This window comes from uncultured Ramlibacter sp. (assembly GCF_936925435.1).
Classification (GTDB): domain Bacteria; phylum Pseudomonadota; class Gammaproteobacteria; order Burkholderiales; family Burkholderiaceae_C; genus Ramlibacter.
In genome coordinates this window covers 55,854-81,997 of the sequence record NZ_CAKZHQ010000019.1, presented here as the reverse complement: position 1 = coordinate 81,997, position 26,144 = coordinate 55,854, and the positions used below count along the sequence as shown (strand labels likewise).

23 protein-coding genes and 1 tRNA gene are annotated in these 26,144 nt (G+C 68.5%); 11 read left to right on the top strand and 13 right to left on the bottom strand.

Annotated elements, in window-relative coordinates; all coding sequences use genetic code 11:
- Entirely contained in the window at positions 1-714 is a 714-nt protein-coding gene (locus tag Q0632_RS09440) for a 3-oxoacid CoA-transferase subunit A (RefSeq protein ID WP_298927951.1), read from the bottom strand.
- Between the two features lie 76 nt (positions 715-790).
- On the opposite strand from Q0632_RS09440, the gene Q0632_RS09435 reads away from it, so the two are divergent.
- Positions 791-1,594: an IclR family transcriptional regulator C-terminal domain-containing protein gene (locus Q0632_RS09435; RefSeq protein WP_298927946.1), complete on the top strand. Its 804-nt coding sequence runs from the start codon at positions 791-793 to the stop codon at positions 1,592-1,594.
- Positions 1,595-1,607: 13 nt separating this feature from the next.
- Here Q0632_RS09435 and Q0632_RS09430 read toward each other — a convergent pair whose 3' ends face one another.
- Entirely contained in the window at positions 1,608-1,832 is a 225-nt protein-coding gene (locus Q0632_RS09430; RefSeq protein WP_298927941.1) for a hypothetical protein, read from the bottom strand.
- A gap of 123 nt (positions 1,833-1,955) precedes the next feature.
- Here Q0632_RS09430 and Q0632_RS09425 point away from each other — a divergent pair, with 123 nt between their 5' ends.
- A complete protein-coding gene (locus Q0632_RS09425; protein ID WP_298927937.1) occupies positions 1,956-2,387 on the top strand; it encodes a DUF1841 family protein in 432 nt (143 codons plus the stop codon).
- Positions 2,388-2,448: 61 nt separating this feature from the next.
- Here the strand turns inward: Q0632_RS09425 and Q0632_RS09420 are convergent, their stop codons facing one another.
- Complete coding sequence (locus Q0632_RS09420) at positions 2,449-3,144, bottom strand: c-type cytochrome (RefSeq protein ID WP_298927932.1); 696 nt, start codon at positions 3,142-3,144, stop codon at positions 2,449-2,451.
- 90 nt (positions 3,145-3,234) lie between these two features.
- On the opposite strand from Q0632_RS09420, the gene Q0632_RS09415 reads away from it, so the two are divergent.
- The 7 genes from Q0632_RS09415 (at position 3,235) to Q0632_RS09385 (ending at position 12,362) form a co-directional block, all read left to right on the top strand.
- Positions 3,235-4,089, top strand: a complete 855-nt coding sequence (locus tag Q0632_RS09415) for a MoxR family ATPase (protein ID WP_298927928.1) — start codon at positions 3,235-3,237, stop codon at positions 4,087-4,089.
- 10 nt (positions 4,090-4,099) lie between these two features.
- Complete coding sequence (locus tag Q0632_RS09410; protein WP_298927924.1) at positions 4,100-4,318, top strand: hypothetical protein; 219 nt, start codon at positions 4,100-4,102, stop codon at positions 4,316-4,318.
- A gap of 8 nt (positions 4,319-4,326) precedes the next feature.
- A complete protein-coding gene (locus Q0632_RS09405; protein WP_298927919.1) occupies positions 4,327-4,926 on the top strand; it encodes a GNAT family protein in 600 nt (199 codons plus the stop codon).
- Positions 4,927-4,929: 3 nt separating this feature from the next.
- Entirely contained in the window at positions 4,930-6,120 is a 1,191-nt protein-coding gene (locus tag Q0632_RS09400; protein WP_298927915.1) for a VWA domain-containing protein, read from the top strand.
- A gap of 10 nt (positions 6,121-6,130) precedes the next feature.
- Positions 6,131-8,080, top strand: a complete 1,950-nt coding sequence (locus Q0632_RS09395) for an autotransporter assembly complex family protein (protein ID WP_298927911.1) — start codon at positions 6,131-6,133, stop codon at positions 8,078-8,080.
- Positions 8,080-11,874 (top strand): translocation/assembly module TamB domain-containing protein, encoded by a 3,795-nt coding sequence (locus tag Q0632_RS09390; protein WP_298927906.1) that lies wholly within the window; start codon positions 8,080-8,082, stop codon positions 11,872-11,874. Before Q0632_RS09395 ends, Q0632_RS09390 begins: the two co-directional genes overlap by 1 nt.
- A gap of 77 nt (positions 11,875-11,951) precedes the next feature.
- Positions 11,952-12,362, top strand: coding sequence for a nuclear transport factor 2 family protein (locus Q0632_RS09385; RefSeq protein ID WP_298927901.1), 411 nt, complete (start codon positions 11,952-11,954; stop codon positions 12,360-12,362).
- A gap of 15 nt (positions 12,363-12,377) precedes the next feature.
- On the opposite strand, the gene Q0632_RS09380 is transcribed toward Q0632_RS09385, so the two are convergent.
- From Q0632_RS09380 to Q0632_RS09370, 3 genes are all read right to left on the bottom strand, one after another.
- A tRNA-Arg gene (locus Q0632_RS09380) sits at positions 12,378-12,453 on the bottom strand.
- 68 nt (positions 12,454-12,521) lie between these two features.
- Positions 12,522-12,983 carry a spore coat U domain-containing protein gene (locus Q0632_RS09375; protein ID WP_298927897.1) on the bottom strand — a complete coding sequence of 154 codons (462 nt, stop codon included), beginning with the start codon at positions 12,981-12,983 and terminating at the stop codon, positions 12,522-12,524.
- 73 nt (positions 12,984-13,056) lie between these two features.
- Positions 13,057-13,662, bottom strand: a complete 606-nt coding sequence (locus tag Q0632_RS09370; protein ID WP_298927892.1) for a spore coat protein U domain-containing protein — start codon at positions 13,660-13,662, stop codon at positions 13,057-13,059.
- 182 nt (positions 13,663-13,844) lie between these two features.
- On the opposite strand from Q0632_RS09370, the gene Q0632_RS09365 reads away from it, so the two are divergent.
- Entirely contained in the window at positions 13,845-14,075 is a 231-nt protein-coding gene (locus Q0632_RS09365; RefSeq protein ID WP_298927888.1) for a hypothetical protein, read from the top strand.
- Positions 14,076-14,084: 9 nt separating this feature from the next.
- Here Q0632_RS09365 and Q0632_RS09360 read toward each other — a convergent pair whose 3' ends face one another.
- The 6 genes from Q0632_RS09360 to Q0632_RS09335 are packed head-to-tail and all read right to left on the bottom strand — an operon-like array spanning position 14,085 to position 18,608.
- Positions 14,085-14,822, bottom strand: coding sequence for a 1-acyl-sn-glycerol-3-phosphate acyltransferase (locus Q0632_RS09360; RefSeq protein WP_298927884.1), 738 nt, complete (start codon positions 14,820-14,822; stop codon positions 14,085-14,087).
- Between the two features lie 7 nt (positions 14,823-14,829).
- The gene (locus tag Q0632_RS09355) at positions 14,830-16,134 is read right to left on the bottom strand and encodes a dihydroorotase (RefSeq protein ID WP_298927879.1); all 1,305 of its coding nucleotides are present in this window, start codon (positions 16,132-16,134) and stop codon (positions 14,830-14,832) included.
- Positions 16,131-17,093 (bottom strand): aspartate carbamoyltransferase catalytic subunit, encoded by a 963-nt coding sequence (locus Q0632_RS09350; RefSeq protein WP_298927875.1) that lies wholly within the window; start codon positions 17,091-17,093, stop codon positions 16,131-16,133. Before Q0632_RS09350 ends, Q0632_RS09355 begins: the two co-directional genes overlap by 4 nt.
- A gap of 5 nt (positions 17,094-17,098) precedes the next feature.
- The gene (gene pyrR / locus Q0632_RS09345) at positions 17,099-17,599 is read right to left on the bottom strand and encodes a bifunctional pyr operon transcriptional regulator/uracil phosphoribosyltransferase PyrR (RefSeq protein WP_298927871.1); all 501 of its coding nucleotides are present in this window, start codon (positions 17,597-17,599) and stop codon (positions 17,099-17,101) included.
- Positions 17,596-18,012 carry a Holliday junction resolvase RuvX gene (gene ruvX / locus Q0632_RS09340; RefSeq protein WP_298927867.1) on the bottom strand — a complete coding sequence of 139 codons (417 nt, stop codon included), beginning with the start codon at positions 18,010-18,012 and terminating at the stop codon, positions 17,596-17,598. The genes pyrR and ruvX overlap by 4 nt, the downstream gene beginning before the upstream one ends.
- Positions 18,009-18,608 carry a YqgE/AlgH family protein gene (locus tag Q0632_RS09335; RefSeq protein ID WP_298927862.1) on the bottom strand — a complete coding sequence of 200 codons (600 nt, stop codon included), beginning with the start codon at positions 18,606-18,608 and terminating at the stop codon, positions 18,009-18,011. The genes ruvX and Q0632_RS09335 overlap by 4 nt, the downstream gene beginning before the upstream one ends.
- A 19-nt stretch (positions 18,609-18,627) precedes the next feature.
- Between Q0632_RS09335 and Q0632_RS09330 the strand changes: the two genes are divergently transcribed.
- Positions 18,628-20,136: a deoxyribodipyrimidine photo-lyase gene (locus tag Q0632_RS09330; RefSeq protein ID WP_298927857.1), complete on the top strand. Its 1,509-nt coding sequence runs from the start codon at positions 18,628-18,630 to the stop codon at positions 20,134-20,136.
- A 35-nt stretch (positions 20,137-20,171) separates the two neighbouring features.
- Here Q0632_RS09330 and Q0632_RS09325 read toward each other — a convergent pair whose 3' ends face one another.
- Positions 20,172-26,126 (bottom strand): Hpt domain-containing protein, encoded by a 5,955-nt coding sequence (locus tag Q0632_RS09325; RefSeq protein ID WP_298927852.1) that lies wholly within the window; start codon positions 26,124-26,126, stop codon positions 20,172-20,174.
- Between the last annotated feature and the right edge of the window lie 18 nt (positions 26,127-26,144).

Here is a 26,144-nt window from a genome sequence, read left to right as displayed (position 1 = left end):
TCATGCTGCCTTCTTGAAACCACCGCCTTGCGTGGCGACGCGCGGCACCTGCACGATGCGGTGCACGAAGATGCCGGGCGTGACCACGGCTTCCGGGTCCAGCGCGCCCAGGGGGACGACCTCGTGCACGCTGGCCACGGTGCGCGTGGCGGCCATGGCCATCACTGGGCCGAAGTTGCGCGCCGCCATGCGGTAAGTCAGGTTGCCCCAGCGGTCGCCGCGCTCGGCCTTGATCAGGGCTAGGTCGGCGTGGATGGCGTGCTCCAGCACCTGCATGCGGCCGTTGATCTCGCGCACCTCTTTGCCCTTGGCCAGCTCCGTGCCGTAGCCGGTTGGCGTGAAGAAGGCGCCGATGCCGGCGCCGGCGGCGCGGATGCGTTCGGCCAGGTTGCCCTGCGGCACCAGCTCCAGCTCGATCTTGCCGCTGCGGTACAGGGCATCGAAGACCTGGCTGTCGGCCTGCCTTGGGAAGCTGCAGATGATCTTGCGCACCCGGCCGGTGGCCAGCAGGGCCGCCAGGCCGGTGTCGCCGTTGCCAGCGTTGTTGTTGACCACCGTCAGGCCCTGGGCCCGGCTGTCGGCCAGCAGGGCGATCAGGCCGTCGACCAGCTCGTTGGGGATGCCGGCCGTGCCGAAGCCGCCCACCATGACGGTGGCGCCGTCCAGCGGCCCCGCCAGCGCCTGCGCCACCGAAGCGGCCAGCTTGTCGATCATTGCGTCCCCTCGTGCTCGAAGCTGTTCGATATACGAACTCTTGTTCGTATAATGAATTTTAGAGCAAGCAGACACGATGGCCAACACCGCCTCCCGCGCCCACGGCAGCCCGCAACCCGGCGACAGCTATGTGCAGTCGTTTGCCCGCGGCCTGGAGGTCATCCGCAGCTTCAATGCGCAGGCGCCGCAACAGACACTCAGTGAAGTGGCGGCCCGCAGCGGCCTGACGCGGGCCGGTGCGCGGCGCATCCTGTTGACGCTGCAGGCGCTGGGCTATGTGCAGACCGACGGCAAGCTGTACACGCTGACGCCGCGCATCCTGGACCTGGGCTTCGCCTATCTGTCGTCCATGCCGATCTGGAACCTGGCCGAGCCGGTGATGCAGTTGCTGGTGGCGCAGGTCAAGGAGTCGTGCTCGGCGGCGGTGCTGGACGCCACCGACATCGTCTATGTGCTGCGGGTGCCGACCCACAAGATCATGCGCATCAGCCTGGGCGTGGGCTCGCGCCTGCCGGCCTATTGCACCTCGATGGGCCGCGTGCTGCTGGCCGACCTGCCCGAGGAGGACATGCTGGCGCGGCTGGAGGCTTCCGACCGCCAGGCCTTGACGCGCCACACCGTGACCGACGTGGCCGCGCTGGCCGCCAAGGTGGCGCAGGTGCGCCGCCAGGGCTGGAGCATCGTCAACCAGGAACTGGAAGAAGGCCTGATTTCGCTGGCCGTGCCCATCACCGGGCGCTCGGGCCGCACGGTGGCGGCGCTGAACATCAGCGGCCAGGCCAACCGCACCAATGTGAAAGCAGCGCAGGAGAGCCTGCTGCCGGCGCTGCAGGACAGCGCGCGCGCGATCTCGCGCCTGCTGCTGCAGCAGGCGGCCTGAAGGCGCGCTGCCCTCAAGCCTTGCGGCGGAAACCCACGACCAGCAGCACGCCGCCCAGCGCCATGGCGCCGATGCTCAGCCACTGCGGCACGTTGACCGATTCCTTTTCCTCCACCTTCAGCTGGAGCGGGCCGATCTCGGCCTTGGTCGTCTCCTTGGTGAAGCTGAAGCCGCCGGTGAAGAAGCCGGCCAGGCCCAGCACGATGAGGACGATGCCGGTGATTTTTGCTGCGTTCATGTTTGCTCCTTGCCTTGCGGCCTGTGAGCCTGCAGGGTAGGTCGCGGCCAGAAGCTCAGCGGTAGGACGCCGCCGCGCCGGCGCGTAGAACAGCAGCGCGAGACGCGTGCTAACCTCCGGCGCATGTTCAATCCCTCGCAAGAGGATGTGCGGCGATTCTTTTGCGCTGTCCATGCCAAGGCCCGCGCCGGCCAGCCGCTGGACGCGCTGGAAACCCTGGCCAGCCAGTGGCTGGCCGAGCATCCCGAATACGACCCCGACCTGGCCGATGCGCAGGCCGCCGTGGACCGGGTCTACGACGGCCAGGACGGCCAGACCAATCCCTTTTTGCACCTGTCCATGCACCTGTCGATCAGCGAGCAGTGCTCGATCGACCAGCCGCGCGGCATCCGCCAGGCGGTGGAACTGCTGGCCGCACGGCGCAGCTCCATCCACGACGCCCACCACGAGGCCATGGAGTGCCTGGGCCAGATGCTGTGGGAAAGCCAGCGCGCCGGCCGCCCGCCCGACGGCGCGGCCTATGTGGAATGCGTGCAGCGCCGGGCCACGAAATAAGCCTCGCCTGAATGAAAAAAAGGCCCGCGTTGCGGGCCTTTTTTCTGCGCCGGGGCGCGGCTTAACGGAACTTGTGTTCCGGCACGGTCTTGAGTTCGCCGTCGAGCGAGCTGACGTAGCCGGCAAGGGCCTTGAGTTCGGCATTGCTGAACTGCTTGGCGATGGCGGCCATCACGCCGTTGGAACGGCCGACGGCGGCATTGCCCTCGGTCTTGTAGGCCTTGAGCGCGACGAACATGTAGTCGGCATGCTGGCCGGCGATCTTGGGATAGGCCGGGTCGATGGGCTTGGAGAAGTTGGCGCCGTGGCAGGACACGCAGGCGGCCTTTTGCAGCAGGGCCGCGACCTGGGGGCTGGGTTCCTTGTTGGGCTTGTCGCCCAGCGTCTTGCCCGCGTCCTTGCCACTGGCTTCGTAGAAGGCGGCGACGTCGTTCATGTCCTGCTCGGACAGCGAATCGGCGATGCTGCGCATGGTGGGGTGCTTGCGGTCGCCCGTCTTGTAGGCGCCCAGGGCTGCAACGATGTACTTGGCGCTCTGGCCCGAGATCATCGGCACCTTGTGCACCTCGGGGAAGCTGGCCTGGTAGCCCACGATGCCGTGGCAACCGATGCACATGGCGACCTTGGCTTCGATCGACTTGGCGCCTGCCGGCGCCGGGACGGCGGCCTTGGGGGCGGCTTGCGGCACCTGGGAATGCGCGACACTCGTCACGCAAGCGACAGCCAGGGCAAAGAGCGCGGTCAACAACTTGTTCATTTTGCGGGCAAAATCAGTGGGATTCTTGGGGTCTGATCAACCCTTGATTATAACCAGGGCTCCCCCTCCCCCAACCCGCACCCCCTTCCCATGAAGTTCCAAGGCACCCAGAACTACGTCGCGACCCAGGATCTGATGCTGGCCGTCAACGCCGCTCACACCCTCAAGCGCCCCCTGCTGGTCAAGGGCGAGCCCGGCACCGGCAAGACCATGCTGGCCGAGGAAGTGGCCCAGGCCCTGGGCATGCCGCTGTTGCAATGGCACATCAAATCCACCACCAAGGCCCAACAAGGCCTGTATGAGTACGATGCCGTCAGCCGCCTGCGCGACTCGCAGCTGGCCGACGTGGACGGCGGTGAGCGGGTCAAGGACATCCACAACTACATCGTCAAGGGCGTGCTCTGGCAGGCCTTCACCGCCGACCAGCCGGTGGCCCTGCTGATCGACGAAATCGACAAGGCCGACATCGAGTTCCCGAACGACCTGCTGCGCGAGATAGACCGCATGGAGTTCTATGTGTACGAGACGCGTGAACTGATCCGCGCCAAGCACCGCCCCCTGGTCTTCATCACCTCGAACAACGAGAAGGAACTGCCCGACGCCTTCCTGCGCCGCTGCTTCTTCCACTACATCAAGTTCCCCGACGCCGACACGATGAAGCTGATCGTCGACGTGCATTTCCCCAGCCTCAAGAAAGAGCTGCTGGCGGCGGCGATGAAGACCTTCTACGACGTGCGCAACCTGCCCGGCCTGAAAAAGAAGCCCTCGACCAGCGAACTGCTGGACTGGCTCAAGCTGCTGGTGGCCGAGGACATCCCGCTCGAAGCCCTGCAAAGCAAGGACGACAAGGTCGCCGTGCCGCCGCTGGTGGGCGCCCTGCTCAAGAACGAGCAGGACGTGACGCTGTTCGAGAAACTGGTGTTCATGCAGCGCCACAACCGCTAAGGCCAACCAAATGAACCCCCTACTGCTGGAAGGCCTGAGCGACGCCATCGGATTCCTGGGCGGCGCCCTGCTGGGTTTCTGGATCGGCCGCCTGCTGGGCATCGACATCTTCGCGCCCGGATATGGCAACGCCGCCATCGCGGGCATTTTGCTGGTGGGCGTGGGCGGTGGTGCCGGCGTGCAGCTGGCGCGGCGCTGGCGCCGCAGCCGCAACGACAAGAAGGATTGAACACCGCCATGGCTTTCGTCGAACCCATCGTCCTGTCGCAGCGGGGTCTGCAGCTGGTGCCCCTGGGCCTGGAACACGAAGAGGGCCTGCGCGCCGCGGCGGCCGACGGCGAGCTGTGGAACATCCGCGTGACCTCGGTGCCCGAGCCCGAGAACACCCGCGCCTACATCGAGCAGGCCCTGCAGATGCGCAAGGACGGCAACCGTCTGGCCTTCGCCGTGCTCGACGCAGCCAGCGGCAGCGTGCTGGGCAGCACCAGCTACCACGACATCGTGCCAGCCGTGCGGCGCCTGGAGATCGGCTACACCTGGTACGCCAAACGCTGCCAGCGCACCCATGTGAACACCGCCTGCAAGCTGATGCTGATGACGCACGCCTTCGAGCAGCTGCAGGCAGCGCTGGTGGGCTGGCGCACCGACAACTACAACTTCGCCAGCCAGAAGGCCATCGAACGGCTGGGCGCCAGGAAGGACGGCGTGCTGCGCCACCACGCCCTGCGGCGCGATGGCACGGTGCGCGACACCGTGATGTACAGCATGACGGCCGGCGAATGGCCGGAGGTCAAGGCCCAGCTGCTGTACCTGCTGGACCGGCCACGCGAGAGCTGAGCCATGCTGATCGACTTCTTCTACATCTTGCGCTCGGCCAAGCTGCCGGTGTCGGTCAAGGAATACCTGGTGCTGCTGGAGGCGCTGCAGGAAGGGGTCGTGGGGCCCCATAGCGAGGACGGCTGGAAGGTCGACGACTTCTACTACCTCAGCCGCACCACCCTGGTGAAGGACGAGAAGCACTACGACAAGTTCGACCGCGCCTTCGCCTCTTACTTCAAGGGTGTGGAGATGGTTGCCGACTTCAGCAAGGAAGTTCCGCTGGAGTGGCTGCGCAAGAACCTGGAGCTGCAGCTGAGCCCCGAAGAGAAGGCGGCCATCGAGAAGATGGGATGGGACGAGCTGATGGAGACGCTCAGGAAGCGCTTCGAGGAGCAAAAAGAGCGCCACGAGGGCGGCAGCAAGTGGATAGGCACCGGTGGCACCTCTCCCTTCGGCGCCAATGGCTTCAATCCCCAGGGTATCCGCATCGGCCAGGAAAAAAGCCGCAACAAGAGCGCGGTCAAGGTCTGGGACCAGCGCGCCTACAAGGACTACGACGACACCCAGGAGCTGGGCACGCGCAACATCAAGGTGGCGCTGCGCCGCCTGCGCCGCTTCGCCCGCGAGGGCGCACAGGACGAGCTGGACCTGCCCGACACCATCCGCGCCACCGCCGCCAACGCCGGCTACCTGGACATCAAGATGGTTCCCGAGCGGCACAACAACGTGAAGGTGCTGCTGCTGATGGACGTGGGCGGCACCATGGACGAACACATCCACCGGGTCGAGGAGATGTTCTCGGCCGCCAAGGTGGAGTTCAAGCACCTGGAGTTCTATTACTTCCACAACTGCGTCTACGACTTCATGTGGAAGAACAACCGGCGGCGCTTCTCTGAGAAGTTCGCCACCTGGGACATCATCCGCAAGTACAACAAGGACTACAAGCTGATCTTCATCGGCGATGCGACCATGAGTCCCTATGAGATCCTGCAGCCCGGCGGCAGCGTCGAGTACAACAACGAGGAAGCCGGATCCGAATGGCTACAGCGCCTGACCAACGCCTTTCCCAAGTTCGCCTGGATCAATCCCGAGCCGCAAGGCGTCTGGCAGTACCGCCAGAGCATCGGCGTCATCCAGCAACTGGTCAACCAGCGCATGTTCCCGTTGACGCTCAAGGGGCTGGAGGAGGCGATGCGGCTGCTGTCCAAATGAGGTGACAGGCTTGCTGCGCACCGCACGGCACCTGGTTCTCCCGTTGGCCCGGGCGCTTGCTGCCGCCTTGTACGCCGGCGCAGCTGCCGGCATCGCCGCCCAGCCGCTGGCCACGCCCACCGTGGTGGTGACACCGGCATCGGGGGCCACACAGACCGCGCCTGCGCCAGCCCCCCCTCCGGCCGGGCTGGCGCCGCCGGTGACGCCCGAAGGCGCCGTCGGGCCCCGCACAGCCGACACCCAGACCGAGGCTTTCGACATCGTGGTGCGCGCGCCAGATACCGTTCGTGCCCTGCTGGAGCGCCACATGGAGCTGCGCCGCTACCGCGCGGTCACCGACCTGGAAGACGCTGAACTGGCGCGCCTGGTCAAGCTGGCCGAAGCCGACGTGCGCAACCTGGTGGGCACATTGGGCTACTTCAGCCCGGAGGTCGCCATCACGCGCGAAGGCGGCGCCGGCACGCGCCCGCGCATCATCGTGCGCGTGGAGCCCGGGCCTGCCACCCGGGTGGCGGCTGCGGCTGTCAACTTCACCGGCGACATCGCTGCCAGCAGCGACCCCGATGCCGCTGCCCAGCGTGAGCGCATCCAGAAAGACTGGCAGCTGCCCGCCGGCCGCGGCTTCACCCAGGGCGCCTGGGACGACGCCAAGACCCAGGCCCTGCGCCAGCTGGTCGAGCGGCGCTACCCGGCCGGCCGCATCAGCTACAGCCTGGCCGACATCGATGCACCGGCCAACGCAGCGCAGCTGGACCTGCGGCTGGACTCGGGACCGCCCTTCCTGCTGGGGCCCATGCAGGTAGCGGGCATCCAGCGCTATGACCCGCGCCTCGTGCCGCGCCTGGCGCGGCTGCCGGCGGGATCGGTCTACGACCAGAAGGATCTCAACGACGCCCAGCAGCGCCTGGCGGCCAGCGGCTACTTCGATTCGGTCTACTTCTTCGTCGACCCGCAAAGCGATCCGGCCGCCGCGCCGGTGCAGGTCCAGGTGCGCGAGGCGCAGATGCAAAAGCTGGTGCTGGGCGTCGGCATCAGCACCGACTACGGGCCGCGCGCCTCGGTGGAGCACACACACCAGCGCGTGCCGGGCCTGGGCTGGCGGGCCGTCACCAAGCTGCAGGCCGACCGCAAGACGCCCTACCTGGCGAGTGAATGGACGGCCATCCCCGAAGAGAACGGCTGGCGCTGGGGTGTGCTGGGCCGCATCAGCCGCATCGACGACGACACCCTGGTGACGACGAGCCAGCAGCTGCGCACGGGCCGCTCCAAGAGCAGCGACCACATCGACCGCAACGTCTACCTGCAGTACGACAACTCCTCGGTGCACCAGTCCAGCGGCGCCCCCTTGTCGGACGCGGCCTCAGGCGATGGCTCGGCCCTGAGCGCCAACTACGTCTGGACCGGCCGCTACTTCGACAGCGAGCCCTTTCCCTCCTCGGGCAACGGCTTCGGCGCGGAGGCCGGCGGCGGCATGACGCTGGGCGACATGCGCAAGCCCTTCCTGCGCGGCATGCTGCGCTGGCTTGGCGTGCGGCCGCTGGACAGCGGCAGGTTGGCCCTGCGCGCCGAGGGCGGCGCGGTGCTGGGCGCCACCCAGGCGCCGATCCCGTCCACCCTGCTGTTTCGCAGCGGCGGCGATTCGACGGTCCGCGGCTACGGCTACCGCGACATCGGCGTGGTCCAGCCTGACGGGGTGGTGGGCCCCGGCCGCTACATGGCTCTGGGCAGCGTGGAGTGGCAGCGGCCCATCCTGCGCAACGGCCAGCGCACCGACTGGGAAAGCGCGGTCTTCATCGACGCCGGTGCCGTGGCCAACGCGGTGCGCGAACTCGAGCCCCAGGCCGGCGTCGGCGCCGGCGTGCGCTGGCGCAGCCCGATCGGCCCCTTGCAGCTGGACCTGGCCTACGGCCTCAAGCCCAGGAAGGTCCGGCTGCACATGAACGTGGGATTCAACTTCTGATGGCTGAGGACCACGCTCCGCAACAGGCTGCGCCGCAGCAGCGCCGCGCCTGGCGCATCGCCATGCGCGTGCTGGCTGTGCTGCTCGCCTTGTCGCTGACGGCCGCGGCAGGCCTGTGGTGGTGGAGCGGCACGGACGGTTCGCTGGCCACCACACTGCAATGGCTGCAGCGCAGCCAGGTTCTGAACACCGAGGGAGTCAGTGGCGCGGTGCGCACCGGAGGCCGCGTCGAGCGTCTGCGCTGGCACGATGGCGGCCTGCTGATCGAAGCCCAGGGTCTGCACCTGTCCTGGCAACCCCTGGCCCTGCTGTCGGGCCAGCTGCGCATCGACCGGCTTGCCGCCGATGTGCTACGCATCGAGGACCAGCGCCCTGCGCCTGCGACACCCGCGACGCCGCCGGCAGCCATCGTTTTGCCATTCCCGGTGACGCTGGCCGAGGTCAGCCTGGGCCGGCTGCAATGGCAGGGCGCTACGGCTTTCGAAGCCTCGTCCATCAGCGGCCGCTACACCTACAACGGGGCCAGCCACCACCTGCTGCTGCGCACGCTGCAGGCCAATGGCGGCAGCTACCACGGGGAGGCGCGGCTGCAGGCCGGCGATGCCCTGCAACTGGAAGCCACGGTGGTGGGCGCGCTGCAAGCCCAGCTGCCCGCTGGCGGCCAGCCGGTGCCCTTGGCCTTCGAGGCGCAGGCCCGCGGCCCGCTGCAGGACTTGCGTGTGCGCGCGCAGCTACGGGCCACGGCGCAGACCACAACGGCAACGCAGGCTAGCCTCAGCGCACGCCTGACGCCCTGGGCGGCCCAGCCCCTGCCCGAAGCCCAGGCCCGGTTCGCAGACCTGGATCTCGCCCTGCTCTGGCCGCAGGGGCCCCACACGCGCCTGACCGGCGAGGCCAGCGTGCGGTCCGCCACCGCCACGACGGCGAGCTGGGAGTGGCGGCTGCAAGCCAGCAATGCCCTGCCCGGACCTTGGGACCTGGGCCGGCTGCCGCTCGAGCGTGTAGCCGGCAACGGCCAATGGCGCGACGGCATGCTGCTGCTGCGGCAACTGCAGGCCCAGCTCGCTGGCGGCCGGCTCCAGGCGCAGGGCCGCTGGACCGAAGACGCGCGCAGCGACGGCCGCTGGCAGCTCAATGCCACGCTGAACGGCATCGCCCCCGGACAACTGCACCGCGCGATGGCCGGCCCACGCCTGGGCGGCAAGGCGGCCTTGCAGGGCACAGGCAGCGTCATCAATTTCGATGCGGCCCTGCAGGCATCCGATAGCAACACGGCCGCGCCGGGCATTGCCGACGCGTTGGGCCTGCGCTCGGCGCAGGCCCGTGGCCGCTGGGACGGCAAGCTGCTGTCGCTGCCACTGTTGCAGTTGCGCGCCCGCGAGGTTTCACTCGATGGCGCACTGGAGTTGCGGCCGCACGAACGCGCCGGCCAGGGCCGCATGGTCTTGGTCGCCCCCGGCCTGCGTGCCACGGCCAACGGCCAGCTCTCGCAACATGCAGGCGCCGGGCAAGTCGATGCGCAGCTGGCGGATGCGGGACGGCTGCTGCGCTGGCTGCAAGCCCTGCCCGGCTGGCCGGTCGCATGGCGTGGGGCTCAGGCCAGTGGCAGCGCCAGCCTGGGTCTGCAATGGCAGGGCGGCTGGCAAGACCCTGGCATGCAGGCGCGGCTGGCAGCAGACGGCCTGGCCTGGCAAGCGGCAGCCAACACGGTGCCGGTCCAGGTGCGCAGCCTGCAGGCCGCACTCACCGGCAAGGCCAGCAACGCCCAGCTCACTGTGCGCAGCCAGTTGGAGCAAAAGCTGGACAAGGGCACGCGCCGCTACAGCCTCGCGCTGGCCGCCAATGGGGGCGGCACGCTGGCCGGCGGCCACGCGGCGCTCACACAACTGGAAGCCTCGGCGCAGGAACCGGGCCTGGGCACGGGCACCTGGCAGGTCAGCACGCTGGCCTCGGTCCCTGTGCGGTGGACAGGGACCGGCGTGCCCACGGTCGAAGTCGGTGCGGGCCAGGCCGCACTCCTTGCGCCAGCGGGCCTGGCCAGCGGCACCGCACGCGCCCAACTGGCCTGGGAGCCCTTGCGCTGGCGGCCCGGCCAGCTGGCCAGTGCGGGCCGCATCACAGGCCTGCCCCTGGCCTGGCTCGAACTGGTCGGCGGCGCCCAACTGGCCGGCATGGGGCTGGCGGGCGATCTGGTGTTCGACGGCCAATGGGATGCCGCGCTGGGCCAGACACTGAGCTTGCGCGCGTCGTTGGCGCGCGTGCGCGGCGATGTCAGTGTCATGGCGGAAGGCGCGGGTGCCGGCGCTTCGCGCATTGCCGCCGGCGTGCGCGAAGCGCGCCTGAGCCTGGCCAATGACGGCGAGCGGGTGCAGATGGACCTGCTGTGGGACAGCGCGCGCGCCGGCAGCGCGCAAGGCCGGCTGGCGACGCGCCTGTCGCGCGACGGTGCAGGCGGCTGGCACTGGGCGGCAGACGCACCGCTGGAAGGCCGCTTGCGCGCGCAGCTGCCGCGCGTGGGCATCTGGTCCTTGCTGGCGCCGCCGGGCTGGCGGCTACGCGGCTCGCTCGCGGCCGACCTGGCGCTGGCCGGTTCGCGCGCCGCGCCTTTGTTGACGGGCACGGCATCGGCCGACGACCTCGCGCTGCGCTCTGTGGTCGACGGCATCGAGCTGCGCGATGGCCGCCTGCGCGTGCGGCTCGACGGCACGCGGCTGCTGGTCGACGAGTTCAGCCTGCACGGCGCCGGCGACAAGGGCGGCGGCGGCACGCTGCGCGCGCAAGGCCAGGCCTTGTGGGAGGCCGGGGCGCCGCGCCTGCAGTTCGAGGCCAAGCTGGAACGCCTGCGCGCCAGCATCCGCACCGACCGCCAACTGACGGTGAGCGGCGATCTGGCCGGCCATTACGACAAGGCCGGCGCAGCCATCCGCGGCAAGTTGCGCATCGACCAGGGCCGCATCGTGCTGCCCGACGAAGACACGCCCAAGCTGGGCGAGGACGTGGCCGTGCGGCGCGGCCTGACGGCCGGCACCGGCGCCAAGGCCGCCTCCCAGGCCAGCGAGGCGGCGGCGCCGGCGCCGCGCACCGTGACCCTGGCCGTGACGCTGGAGATCGGCGAGGACTTCCAGGTGCGCGGCCACGGGCTGGACACGCGCTTGCGCGGCAGCGTCGAACTCACGGGGCAGACGCTGGCGCTGGCGCGCCTGAACGGCACGGTCACCACCGAAGGCGGCCAGTACCGCGCCTATGGACAGCGGCTGGACGTCGAGCACGGCGTGCTGCGTTTCACCGGGCCGCCGGACAACCCCGCGCTGGACATCCTGGCGATCCGGCCCAACATGACCCAGCGGGTGGGCGTGCAGATCACGGGCAATGCGCTGCTGCCCCGGGTGCGGCTGTATGCGCAGCCCGACATGCCGGACGCCGAGAAGCTCGCCTGGCTGGTCACCGGCCGCTCGCAGGCCTCGGGTGGCGCCGAAGCCGCCCTGCTGCAGGAGGCCGCGCTCGCGCTGCTGGGCAGCCGGGGAGGCGCCACGCCCGGCCTGGCGGCCTCGCTGGGCCTGGACGAGCTGAGTTACCGCGGCGCCACCACCGGCGCCACCGGCAGCACCAGCGAAGCGGCGGTGGTGCTGGGCAAACGCTTTGCGCGCAACTTCTACGTCACCTACGAGCGCAGCCTGGCCGGTGCGGTCGGCACCTTGTCGGTGTTCTATGACATCAGCCGCAATGTCACCCTGCGCGGGCAGACCGGCGACCAGAGCGCGGTCGACCTGATCCTGACCTTCCAGTACGACTGAGAGAGGAAGGCAGCTGTCCGGAACGCGCACTTTAGGCGTAAGCTCAGCCCCATCTCCCAACCACTCAGGAGCCAGGCATGGGCAAACCCACCGAAATCGCCAAGCAGGCCTACGCAGCTTTTGCGCAGAAGAACATGCCGGCGCTTTTCGCCTTGCTTGCCGAGGACGTGGAATGGCAGCACATGGCCCTGCCGGAGACCGGCACGCCATACGGCGGAACCTACAAAGGCAAGCCGCAGGTTGCGTGGTTCTACGCCAAGCTGGCCGAATCACTGGAGATCATCGAATTCGAGCCGCGCGAATATCTGGAGGGGCCCAACCATGTGACGATCATCGGCCGCTCGAAGGCCAGGGCCCTTCCGGACGGCGCGGTTCACGAAACAGCTTGGGTGCAAGTCGCCGTCCTGGACAGCGACTCCAAAATCATCCGCTGGATTGGCACTGAGGACAGCGCGGCGAGATTTGACATCAGCCGCTATTTCCGCTGAGGAAGCGCAATACGGTGGTGCGGCTGGCAGGAATCGAACCTGCGACCCTCTCCTTAGGAGGGAGATGCTCTATCCACTGAGCTACAGCCGCACAAGCTGGGATTGTAAGTTGCCCGGTGTCAGGGCCCGCGCGACCCGGCGCTCCCGCTGAAGCAGCGATCAGTACAGCAGCGTCACAGTGATCGTGTCGCTGTAGGTGCCTTGCCGCGCGCGTTGCCCGTCGGGGATCTCGCCGTAGACCGTCACCGTGTCGACCGTGCCCGTCGTCGTCACCTCGAGTGTGTCCCCGCCCGAACGGTCACCCCAGTGGACCGTTCGCCGGGCGTCCTGGTACAGGTCGTAGCGGAGCCGGTCGGTGCCTGACTCCTGGCTCAGCCTGCGATTGCGCGTGTTGCCGGGTGACGTGCCCTGGTCGAGGGCGATTTCCGCGGTGATGCCCGGGCTGCATCGCAGGGTGATCGTCGTCATCCCCTGCGCCGGTGCCGTCTGGTTCGGGTTGTAGGCGCCGAAATCCAGATCGGATGCGCTGACCAGGCACGCCATGACGATCTCGGCCCTGACCGGCATGCCGCCGGTCGCACTGAATTGAAATTGCGCCGAGAGCAGCAGGCCAGGCCGCAAGGGCGGCCAACAGTGCGACGGCGCACTTTCGGCCGTGTCTTCTCATCGCGATGGGCACCATCCTGTGCTGGCGCTAGTTGCTGATGCCACTGCGGGTGCCAGGGCGGCTGACGCCACGGCTGCGGTTGCCGGTGCAACGCGCGTCGTAGTCCAGCTTGATTCCCACCAGCCCCAGCCACTGACCGGGTGGCGTGTAGTCTTGCCCGGGAGGTACCTTGCCGAAGAGGACATGGCCGAGTGAACCGACCCGGTTGCGGTCATCCAGGTAGAGTGTGCCGGTGAAGACGAAACTGCCCTCGGTATGGCCATCGCCCCAGAGTCGCGTCCGTCCTGGATCGACATACATGTCGTAGCGCAAGTAAGACAGGTCGCCTGCGTCTGATCCCAGGCTGTTTCGCATTTGCCGCCCCGATTGGGCGGGAACTGGCTTCAACTCGTAGCTCACCGTGACGTCAAGTCCATCCCGGGGTGCCCTGGTGCAAGTGACGGAGACGGTCGCTGTGCCATCCATCTGCTCACCGTTCTGGGCGCGGCCGAAATTGAAGATCGGGGCATTGACCTGGCAGGTGGCGGGTTGATCTCGGATCGGGCAGTCTGGCAGCTGCGGCCCGCCCGGTGCCTTTTGTGCCCATGCAGGAAGCGCGAGGAAGGCGCAGCACGCCGCCAGGACGAGGCGCATCGTCGGCCTTGAAAGCGTCGGGGAGCGGGACATTACCTGCCGTCTTAGCGCGCCCACCTCTTCGGCTCAGCCGCCGCTGATGCAGCGCAGCATTGCACACCGTTACAGCTGTCTTGTCCGAATTCACCGAGCCGTCATCGCGCGGGCCTAGGATGGAAGTGAAGCACACAGGAGAGGCAAGCATGGCACCCGCCGAATACCGCGTCGAAAGCAACCAGCCCCTGGTGGGCCGGCTCTTGCCCACAGCCGGCTCGCGCGAATACTTTTTCAACGACCGCTCGCTGGCCGTGGCGCTGGCGGCGAAAAGCAGCAGCCCCTCGGGCCAGGAGGTCCGTGTGGTCCACGTCCCCACCGGCGAGATCGTGTTCCGCAAGTCCGCGAGCACGCGGACGGAACCGGGCGAAGAGGCCTGAGCCTGCGGCTCACTGCCCGCGCAACTGCGCGACGGCAGTGCGCAGGTCGGCCGCCCAGGCGCGGCGGTCGCGGCCCTGCGCCAGTTGCGGCTCACCGTAGCTGACCACCGCCGTGATGCGCGGGCCGGTCAAGGTGGACCAGATCGAGGCGATCAGGCTGTCGTCGCCGATGTAGCAAGGCGCCAGGCTGGTCTTGCCGGTCGCCGACTCGGTGAACTGCAAGGCCACAGGCTGCACCGGCGCACCCGCCGACACCGCGGCCTGCAGCAGGTTGGCGTGGAAGGGCAGCAGGTCCAGGCCGTCGCTGGTCGTGCCCTCAGGAAAGACCGCCAGGATGTCGCCGGCGCGCAGGCTGGCCGTCATGTCATGGACGACGCGCATGGCATCGCGGCGCGACGCGCGCTCGATGTAGAGCGTGCCGGCGCCGGTGGCCAGCGTGCCCACCAGCGGCCAGTGGCGCAATTCCGATTTGGAGACGAAGCGGCAATGGCGCGCCGCATGCATCACCAGGATGTCCAGCCAGGAGATGTGGTTGGCCGCCAGCAGCAGCGGCCCTTGCAGCGGCGGCTGGCCGCGCAGCTCCAGGTCGATGGCCAACAGCTCCAGCATGCGCCGGGCCCAGGCCTGGACCCTGGCGTTGCGTTGCTCCTGCGTCAGCCGCGGGAAGACAAAGACGATGGTGAACCAGCCGGCCAGCGCGTGCAGCGATCCCTGCCCCAGTTTCCACAACGCGGCGGGCCACCTCATCGCGCGTTCAGTCCCGCTCCCATGCCTCGTACGCCAGCTGGCCGGCGGCGATGGTGCAGCGCACCCGGGCCGGCAGCTCGTAGCCGGAAAACGGCGTGTGCTTGCCCTGGCTGCGCAAGGCCTGCGGCTCTATGGTCCAGGCCGCGCCCGGATCGAAGATGCAGACGTCGGCGATGCCGCCTTCGACCAGCTGGCCGGCGCTGGCCTGCAGCGTGCCCAACGCCTGGCCCAGCACACGGGCTGGCTCGCTGGTGAGCACGGCCAGTGCCCGCGTCAGGCCGACGCCGGTTTCCTGGCCCCACTTGAGCGACAGGCCCAGCAGCAGCTCCAGCCCGGTGGCGCCGGGTTCGGCCTCGGCAAAGGGCAGGGTCTTGGCGTCCTCGTCGACCGGCGTGTGGTCCGACACCAGCGCGTCCACCGTGCCGTCGCCCAGACCCTCGCGCAGCGCATCGCGGTCACGCTGCTGGCGCAGCGGCGGGTTCAGCCGCATGCGGCTGTCAAAGTAGCCGATGTCGTTGTCGGTCAGGTGCAGGGAATTGATGCTGACGTCGCAAGTGACAGGCAGGCCGTCGTCCTTGGCCTGGCGCACCAGGGCGATGCCGGCGGCGCTGCTGAGGCGGCACAGGTGGACCCGCGCCCCGGTGGAGCGCATCAGTTCGAAAATCGTGTGCAGGGCGATGGTCTCGGCCGCCACCGGCACGCCGGCCAGGCCCAGGCGCGTGGCCAGCGAGCCGCTGGCGGCAACGCCCTTGCCCAGGTAGAGCTCCTGCGGTCGCAGCCAGACGGTGTAGCCGTAGGTGGATGCATAGAGCAGCGCGCGCTGCAGGATCTGGGTGTTGGCCAGCGGCACCTCGGCCTGGCCGAAACCGATGCAGCCAGCCTCGGTGAGTTCAGCCATCTCGGTCAGGATCTCGCCGGCCAGGCCGCGCGTGAGCGCGCCCAGCGGGAACACCCGCGCCTGGTGCAGCTTCTCGGAACGCATCTTGAGCATCTCGACCAGGCCGGGCTCGTCGAGCACCGGGTCGGTGTCGGGCGGGCAGACCAGGCTGGTGACGCCGCCGGCGACCGCCGCGGCCATCTCGCTTTCCAGCATGCCCTCGTGCTCGTAGCCGGGCTCGCGCAGGCGCACGGCCAAGTCGACCAGGCCGGGCGCGACGATGCAGCCGGTGGCGTCGAGCGTGCGGTTGGGCGCGAAGCCCACCGGCATGTTGCGGATGGCGACGATGCGGCCCGCCGCGATGGCGACGTCGCAGACCTCGTCGCGGTTGCTCGCCGGGTCGATCACCCGGCCGTTCTTGATCAGGATCTTCATGCCTCGTTCCCCGCCACGATGGACATCACCGCCATGCGCACCGCGATGCCGAAGGTCACCTGCGGCAGGATCACGCTCTGCTTGCCGTCAACCACCGCCGAATCGATCTCGACGCCGCGGTTGATCGGGCCAGGATGCATGACGATGGCGTCGGGCTTGGCCAGCTGCAGCTTCTCGGGCGTCAGGCCGAAGTTCTTGAAGAACTCCTGGCTGGACGGCAAGAGCGCGCCGCTCATGCGCTCGTTCTGCAGGCGCAGCATGATGACCACGTCGCAGCCCCGGATGCCCTCCTCCAGCGTGTGGCACACGCGCACGCCCATCTGCGCCATGTCGGCGGGCACGATGGTCTTGGGGCCGACGACGCGCACCTCGGCGCAGCCCAGGGTGGTCAGCGCGTGGATGTCGGAGCGGGCCACGCGCGAATGCAGCACGTCACCGACGATGGCCACGCTGAGGTTGGAGAAATCTTTCTTGTAGTGCCGGATGGTGTACATGTCCAGCAGGCCCTGCGTGGGATGCGCATGGCGGCCGTCGCCGGCGTTGATCACGTGCACGTGCGGCGCGACGTGCTGGGCGATCAGGTAGGGCGCGCCCGACTCGCTGTGGCGCACGACGAACAGGTCGGCCGCCATCGCGCTGAGGTTGGCGATGGTGTCCAGCAGTGACTCGCCCTTGCTGGCCGAGGACCGCGCGATGTCCAGGTTGATGACGTCGGCTGACAGGCGCGTTGCGGCAATCTCGAAGGTGGTGCGGGTGCGCGTGCTGTTCTCGAAGAACAGGTTGAACACGCTCTTGCCGCGCAGCAAGGGCACCTTCTTGACCTCGCGGTCGCTGACGCTGACAAAGCTGGACGCGGTGTCCAGGATGTGGGTGACGATGTCGCGCGGCAGGCCGTCAATGGACAGCAGATGGACCAGTTCGCCGTTCTTGTTGAGTTGGGGATTGCGTTTGTAGAGCATGGCGTTCAGTCGCTCTCGACCTGGAAGCTGAAGTTGCCGTCGTCGCCGCGCGCCAGGGCCAGCGATTGCGTGGCCGGCAGCGCGACGCGGGCGGCGGCGTAGTCGGCCTGGACCGGCAGCTCACGCCCGCCGCGGTCGACCAGCACGGCCAGTTGCACGCTGGCAGGGCGGCCGTAGTCGAACAGCTCGTTGAGCACGGCGCGGATGGTGCGGCCGGTGTAGAGCACGTCGTCCAGCAACAGGATGTGGGCGCCGTTGACGTCGAAGGCCAGCTGGGTCTGCTGGCCGGCGCCCGACAGGCCGCGTTTGGAGAAATCATCACGGTGCATGGCCGAGGAGATCACCCCGGCCTCGCCCTCCAGACCCAGGTCGCGCTGCAGGCGCTCGGCCAGCCAGGCGCCGCCGGAGGTGATGCCCACCAACCGCGTGTCTGGCGTGCGCAGTTGGCGCACACCGCGCAGCAGTTCGCCGTACAGGGCTTGGGCGTCCAGCGCCAACATGCTCATTCGAGGCTCCTCAAAAACTGTTCCAGGATGATGCAGGCGGCGCCCGCATCGGGGTCGCCCGCCCCGCCGGCCAGGGCTTCGGTCGTGCTGTAGCGCTCGTCGACTTCATAGACGGGCTTCTTCAGCTGCGCGGCCAGCTGGCGGGCGAATTTGCGGGCCCGGACGGTATTGTCGTGGCTGGCGCCGTCCGGGTGAAAGGGCACGCCCACCACCAGGGCATCGGGCTGCCACTCGCGCACCCGCGCCGCCGCCTGCTCCAGCCGGGCCGCGCCCTCGGCCTTGATGGTGGGCTGGCCCGTGGCCGTGCGCAACATGCGGTTGCCCACGGCAACACCCGTGCGTTTCAGCCCGTAATCAAAAGCGAGAAAGGTCTGGAAATGGGCGGGAACTGGAGGCATGGCCGGAAGGCTCATGCATGCCCCGCGTCGGGTGACAGCATCCAGGCTTCCAGGCCCAGAAGAGAGAGGGCCCGCGCATAGCGCTGTTCGACCGGCGTGTCGAAGATCACGGCGGTGTCGGCGCTGACGGTGAGCCAGCTGTTCTCGGCCAGCTCCGACTCGAGCTGGCCTTCGCCCCAGGCCGCATAGCCCAGCGAAATCAGCACCTTGCGCGGGCCTGCGCCCGTGGACAGGGCTTCCAGCACATCCTTGGAGGTGGTCATCTCCAGCCCGCCGGGGATGGTCATGGTGGAGGCGTAGACCGGTTCTTCGGGCGACTCGCCAGCGGTGAACACCGGTTCGTGCAGCACGAAGCCGCGCTCAGTCTGCACCGGGCCGCCATGGAAGACGGGAGTGCCCACCAGGTCGTGGCGCGCCAGCGGCAGATCGACTTTGTCGAACAGGTGCTTGAGGTTGATGTCGCTGGGCTTGTTGATCACCAGGCCCAGGGCGCCGCGGGCACTGTGCTCGCACAGGTAGACCACGCTCTTGGCGAAAGCCTCGTCCTCCAGCCCCGGCATCGCGATCAGGAAATGATGCGTGAGATTGATGGCGGCGTCATCGGCGGGCATGATGCGATTTTACCCTCCGATGGACAAACCCTACGCCACCGGCCTGATGTGGTTCCGCCGTGACCTGCGCTCGCATGACAACGCGGCGCTGTACCACGCGCTCAAGGCCTGCCGCCAGCTGCATTGCGCCTTCGTCTTCGACCGCGACATCCTGGAGGGCCTGCCGCGGCGCGACCGCCGGGTCGAGTTCATCCGCGAGTCCCTGCTGCAACTGCAGGCGCAGCTGCGCGCCATGTCCGGCCAGGACGGCGCCGGCCTGATCGTCAGCCATGCGGCGGCACGCGAGGAGATCCCCCGGCTGGCGCGAGAACTGGGCGTGCAGTCGGTTTTCGCCAACCACGACTACGAACCCCAGGCCATGGCCCGCGATGCGGCGGTGCGCGGCGCCCTGGCCGAGGCCGGCATCGCCCTGCACACCGCCAAGGACCATGTGATCTTTGAACGCGACGAGCTGCTGACGCAGGCAGGCAAGCCCTACGCCGTCTTCACGCCCTACAAGAACGCCTGGCTGGCCAAGGCCGATGCCTTCTATTTCAAGCCTTACCCGGTGGAGCGCCATGCCGGCGCCCTGGCGCCCTTGCCGCCGCAGCGGCGCCAGGGCGTGCCGGCGCTGGCCAGCCTGGGTTTCGAGCCGACCAACCTGGCCCAACTGGCACTGCCGGTGGGCGCCGAGGGCGGCCGGCAGCTGCTGGCCGAATTTGCCGAGCGCATCGATCGCTACCAGGAGGCGCGCGACTTTCCCGCTCTCAAAGGCCCCAGCTACCTGGGCGTGCATCTGCGCTTTGGCACCGTCTCCGTGCGCGCAGTGGCGGGCCTGGCCCATGGCCTGGCGCAGGAGGGCAATGGCGGCGCCGCCACCTGGCTGGCCGAACTCGTCTGGCGCGACTTCTACATCCAGGTGCTGGCCAACTTTGCGCACGTGGTGGACAGCCGCGGCGCCAGCCACAGCTTCCGGCGCGAGTACGACGCCATCCATTGGGAACGCGGCAAGCAGGCCGACGCCCTGTTTGCCGCCTGGGCCGAGGGGCGCACAGGCTATCCGCTGGTGGACGCCGCCATGGCGCAGATCCGTCAGAGCGGCTACATGCACAACCGCCTGCGCATGGTGGTGGCGAGCTTTCTGTGCAAGGACCTGGGGCTGGACTGGCGGCGCGGCGAGCAGTTTTTCGCCGAGCACCTGAACGACTTCGAACTGGCGTCCAACAACGGCGGCTGGCAATGGGCCAGCTCCAGCGGCTGCGACGCCCAGCCCTGGTTTCGCATCTTCAATCCGGTCACCCAGAGCCGCAAGTTCGATCCCGATGGGAAGTTCATCCTGCGTTACCTGCCGCAGCTCGCGGGGCTGCCGGTGCAGGCCCTGCACGCGCCCTGGACGGCTTCGCCGGTGGAACTGGCGGCCGCCGGCGTCACGCTGGGCAAGGAGTATCCGGCGCCCATCGTCGACCACGAGGCCGCCCGCGCCCTCACGCTGGAGCGCTATGCAGTGGTGAAACGGGGAAAGGCGCCTGATCAGCTATCAAATCGATAGCTGATCAGGTCCAATTGACGGGAGCTGGGGCCCTGTCAGGCCGCAACCGCTGCGCTGCAGTAGTGCTTGACCAGGCTCAGCAGCTCTTCTTCCGAATAGGGCTTGCCCAGGTAGTTGTTGACGCCCAGTTCCATCGCATGCTCACGGTGCTTCTCGGCGATGCGCGAGGTGATCATGATGATGGGCAGGTCGGCCAGCCGAGCGTCGGCGCGGATGTTGCGGGCCAGGTCGAAGCCGTCCATGCGTGGCATCTCGATGTCCGACAGCACCACGGTGGGCTTTTCCTCGGCCAGGCGCTCCAGGGCCTGCAGACCGTCGGCCGCCATCACCACGCGGTAGCCTTCGCGGGCCAGCAGGCGCTGGGTCACGCGGCGCACGGTGATCGAGTCGTCGACCACCATCACCAGAGGGATCTGCGGCTGGGCCGGCATGACCGGCAGGGCCGGCTGCCCCGCGTCGCCCTGGTCCGAGGCCTGCACGCTGTCGGCGCTGAGCAGGCGGGCCTGTTCGCCGTACACCGTGCTCAGGGCCACGGGGTTGTAGATCAGGATCACCGCGCCGGAGGCCAGCACCGTCATGCCGGACAGGCCAGGCAGGCGGGACAGCTGCGGGCCGAGGTTCTTCACCACCACTTCCTGGTTGCCCAGCACTTCATCGACGTGCATGGCGACGCGCTGGGCGGCGCTGCGGAACACCACCACCGGCAGCGTCTTGGCCTGGGCTTCCGCGCTGCGCGCCGAAGACTGCAGCAGGGCGCCCGACCAGTGGAAGGGCAGCTGCTCGCCGCCGAACTCGTAGATGCCGCTCTTGTAGGCCTGCTCGACCTCGGTGGCGGGGGCGCGGCGCACCAGTTCCACCACGTTGGCCGGCACGCCGACGGTCAGGTTGCCCGAGCGGATCATCACCACCTGCGTCACGGCGGTGGTCAGCGGCAGCACCAGCTTGAAGTTGCTGCCCTTGCCGGCTTCGGTGGTGGTCTCGATGCGCCCGCCCAGGGCGTTGACTTCGGAACGCACCACGTCCATGCCGATGCCGCGGCCGGCCAGTTCGGTCACCTGCGCGGCGGTGGAAAAGCCCGGCATGAAGATCAGATTGGCGGCCTCGGCGTCGCTCAGCGACTGGCCCGGCGCGATCAGGCCCTGCTGCTGCGCCTTCTCACGGATGCGCGGCAGGTTCAGGCCGGCGCCGTCGTCGTGGAAATCCACCGACACGTCGTTGCCTTCGTGGTGCAGGCCGATCTCGATGGTGCCGACCGGGTCCTTGCCTGCGGCCAGGCGCGTCGCCGGGTCTTCAATGCCGTGCGCCACGCAATTGCGCAGCAGGTGCTCGAAGGCCGGCGTCATGCGGTCGAGCACGCCGCGGTCCATCTCGATGGAGCCGCCGGTGATGTCCAGCTTGACCTGCTTGCCGGTCTCCTTGGAGGCCAGGCGGATCACCCGGTACAGGCGGTCCGAGATGCCTTCGAACTCCACCATGCGGGTGCGCAGCAGGTCGCGTTGCAGCTCGCGGGTCTGGCGGGCCTGGGCAATCAGGTCGTCTTCCGTCGCTTCCACCGTGCGCTGCAGGTTGCGCTGCACGGTGGCCACGTCGTTGACCGACTCGGCCATCATGCGGGTCAGTTCCTGCACGCGGGTGAAGCGGTCGAACTCCAGCGGGTCGAAGTTGGCGGCCGAGTCCTTGGCCTGGGCCAAGCGCGACTGCATCTGCGACTCGGCCTGCAGCTCGATGTCGCGCAGCTGGCTGCGCAGGCGGTCCAGGTTGCCCGTCAGATCGCCCAGCGACACGCGCAGCTGGCGCAGTTCGGTCTCCAGCCGCGAGCGGGTGATCATCACCTCGCCGGCCTGGTTGACCAGGCGGTCCAGCAGCTGGGAGCGCACGCGCACCGCCTGGTTGGCGGCGGCACGCTTGGGCGCCATCAGGGTCACCACCGGCATGGCCAGCGAGGCACGCCCCGCCGAAGGCGCGGCCGGAACGACCAGCACATCGGCGGCGCCGGGCACTTCCTCGTCCAGCGGCTCGGCCACGGCGGCCTCAGGGCCGGCCGCCTGCACGGCGCGCAGCACGTCGAATCGGGTTTGCAGGTTGTCAAAGCGCTGCAGCAGCGGCTCCAGGTCGGCCGTGGCCAAGGCCTCGGCGCCGAACTGCTCGATCTCCGACTCCATGCGGTGGGCCATTTCACCCAGCCGCAGGGCGCCGGCCAGCCGGGCGCTGCCCTTGAGCGTGTGCAGGGCGCGCAACACTTCGTCGCGCGCACCGCGGTTGTCCGGCCGCGCCGACCATTGGCGCAGAGCGCCGCCCAGTTGCGGGATCAGCTCGACCGCCTCTTCCTCGAAGATCGGGAACAGATCCAGGTCGATCGCATCGGCGACGTCGATATCGTCTGCGTCCTGCTCGCGGTCCACCGTCCTGGTCTGCGCCGGCGCGGCAACGCGGGCGGGAGCAAAAGCCAGGGGCGCTGCGGCCACCACGGGTGCGGCCACAGGTGCCGGGGCGGGCGGGACGCTGGCAAGCGGCGCCGCAACAGGGGCGGTGGGCTCGGCAAGCACGTCCAGGCCGGTGAAATCGCTCAGCGGCACGTCTTCCGGCAGGTCGGCGCGCTTGGGCGCCTGGATGTCTTCCAGCGCCGCCAATGCCGGGGCAATGGTGGCGTCCGGTTCCTTCAGGAAGCCGGCAGCGAACTGGTGTAGCAAGCGGCGGATTTCTTCGGCCGCATTGACGAAGGCCTGGCCGTGCTGGGGCGTGCCGCAGACCAGCAGTTGCGCATGCTGCAAGGCGTTTTCCAGCGCACGCGCAATGTCCGACAAGGCCTGGAAGCCCACGGTGGCGGAGCTGCCCGCCAGGGCATGGGCCAGGCCCACGGCCGCATCGGGGACCTGGCGGTCCAGCTCCAGCGTCCATTCGGTCAGCTCGGTCAGCAGGTGGCGCGACCACTCGTCCGCCTCGTTCAGGTAGACGTTGTACAGAGGGATGCCGATGCGCAGCGAACCGATCACCTTGACCTGCTCGTCGGGCGCCTTGGCGTCGCTGTGGTCAACGCTCTCGGTCGCCACCGGCGGTGCATGATCCTGCGGCGTGGCCGAGAGAATGTCGAAATCGACATCGGCGGCGGCCAGTTCGACCGTCTCTGCCACTGGGGGGCCATCAGCGGACGGCGATGCGTCATGCATGCCCGACAAGGCGGCCAGGCTGGCGAAGTCGATACCCTCGATCTGCGCCACTTCGACGGCCTCCGCTGCCGGCGGCGCCGTCGCTGCACCAGCCTCGGGCCCAAGATCGAAATTGAAGTCCGCAAGCAGGTCGTCCGCCGGGACTTCGCTCACCTGGATCGACTCGGCACCGGAGACTTCGGCCATGTCGAAAGAGAAGGCCTCGTCCACATGTGCCGGCGTTGCATCTGCAACCGGCGCAACGGATTCTTCCAGCGGCAGGTCGAACATGCCGGCCAGCGGATCGGCAGCCGCCGTCTCCACAACCACCACTGCGTCCGCTGCTGCGACCGGTGCCTCGGCTTCGGGCGCTTCCACCACGCTGGGCAAGGCCAGCGGCACCAGCTTCTGCTCGTTGCGCATGGCATCTGCAGGGCCGCGGAACATGGAGGCTTTCCAGCTGCCGTCCTGGTGCAGGGCGATGTCCTCCACCCAGCGGCCAAAGCCGCGCATCGCATCGTTCGCAAGGGTCAGCAGGCCTTCGCTGGCCGGCTTCTGGTCGCCCATCCATGCATTGAGCACCTGCTCGAGCGACCAGCCGGCTTCACCGAACTCGGTCAGGCCCACCATGCGCGAGCTGCCCTTGAGCGTGTGGAAGGCGCGTCGCAGGGTGGTCAACTCCGACATGTCGGCGGGGTTGGCGCGCAGCGTCTGGACGGCAGCCAGGCCGTTTTGCACCACCTCACGCGCCTCTTCCAGGAAGATGTCGAGCAGGTCGTCTTCTTCAATGTCGCTGCCGGCCGGCGCAGCGGGCTCAGCCGCCGGCGGCTGCACCGCGGCAGCCAGGCTGTGCAGCGCTGCCGAAGCCGCGCCGGAATCATGGGCCGCAACGGCCGCGGCGGCCTCTCGCGCCGTATGCGCCAGCGCCGTCTGGTCGGCCAGCACGGCATGGGTGGCGATCTGGTCGAGTCTGGCCGTCAGCTCGCCCGGGGTCTCGCCACGGTCGGCCTCGGTGACCACAGCGCTGACCTGCTGCGAGAGTTCGTCGCTGACGCCCACTGCGGCGGCGGCATCGCCGGCCCCTTGCACGGTGCGACCCATCAGCGGCTTGAGTTCGCCCAGCTGGTCGTCATAGACAAACAGCTTCTTGGCCAGCGTCGGCTGGTAATTGAGCATGTCGATCAGGAAACCCAGCGCACCCAGGTTGTTGCCGAGCTTGTCGAAGGTGCCGGCGGCGCGCGCCTTGTCCTCGTCGATCTCGGTGACCATGATCTGTTCGACTGCTTCGCGCATGCGCAACACCGCCTGCGATGCCTGGTCCAGACCAAGCACCGACAGCACACCGCGCATCTGCGACAGGTGGCCAGGGGCCGTCTGCAGCGGCGTCTTGTCCTGCGGCTTGCGGAAGAACACGTCGAGCAGCTTCTCCAGCTCGCTGAGCGTGGTGCGCAGCTCACCGACCACACTGCCCATGGTCTGGCGATCGCTCACGCGCCGGTACAGCTCCTCCATCCAGGATTCCAGCGGCTCGGGCTTGCCGCCCTGGCGCACCTGGTCCAGGCGCTCGGCCAGGCGCGCAGTGCGCGCAGCCAGCTGCGAGTCGCTGGGGTCGAGGTCTTCGAAGGCCGCTTCCAGGTACAGCACGGCGGTGGCCACTTCCATGGCCAGTTCCGGCCGCGGCGGCTGTGCGGTGCGCACCACCGAATCGATCGCGGCGCTCAAGGCCTGGGCCAGCGGTGCACTGGGCGGATACAGCCGGGTGAGGGAGTCGCTGACCAACTGGAACTGGTCAGCCACCGCCTTGATTTTGCCGGCGTCGCCGCCAGCCAGCGCCGACCAGGTTTCCTTGGCGACGCCGATGCGCTTGCGCGACTGGGCCAGCAGGACCGGGTCGAAGCGGCCGAACTGGCTGGTCTGGTAGTCGACGGGCTTGAAGCGCGCCAGGCCCCAGGCCAGGCGTACGCTGGTCAGGATGGGCGCATCGCTCGCGCGCGGCGGCACGGCCTGGCAGCAGAAGAACAGCAGGTCCTGGGCCAGGCGGTCGGACACGCCCATCTCGCCCTTGGCCAGTGATGCGTATTGCAGCAGCACCCGCGAGGCGGCGCGCTTGACGTAGATGTCCAGTGGCAGCAGTCCCAGCGCCATCGCTTCGAAATAGGCGGCGGCGATCTTCCAGAAAATCTTTGGCTGGCGCGCGGGCTGGGTCGAGGCCAGCGCCAGGCAGACGCCGGCGATCTCACGCGCGCTGGCCACGTTGCCGGTTTTGACGACGCGCAGCACGGACTGGTCCAGGCGCGAACGCACGGCAGGGTCATAAACCAACGACTCGGCTGCCGCCGGCGTCTGCGGCTCGACCCAGCGCCAGTCCAGCGCCCACAGGTCGGCCGGGTGGACGCGGTCGGCGCCCGACAGCTCCTGCACGTCGCGGTACTGCGGAAACAGTGCCACGGCCGTGACCGGCTTGCCCAGCAGCAGGCCTTCGAGGTATTCGGTCAACGCAAAGCCGGCCCGTTCCACCTTGGCCGCAGCCGGCTCGATGCACAGCTCGGGCCGCTCGACGAATTGCTGCACGGCCGATTCCATAGCCCGCAGCATGAGCGCCGGCGCACCCAGGCCAACCATCTCGAGCGCGCCCACCGCCTGGTGCAGCTGCTGGCGTGCGATGCGCAGCTGGCCCGCGTCGACCGACGCCATATCGGTGCCGCGCGCCATGCCGGCATCGCGGACAAAGCGGCGCAGAGCGGCTGAGGCCGAATCGAGCGACTTGCGCAGTTCATCGAGCACCCAGGCCAATGGGCCGAGGTCGTTGGTTGCCAGATCCAGATCAGTTTCGTTGGCTTGCATGGTGGCTCTGCCTATTTA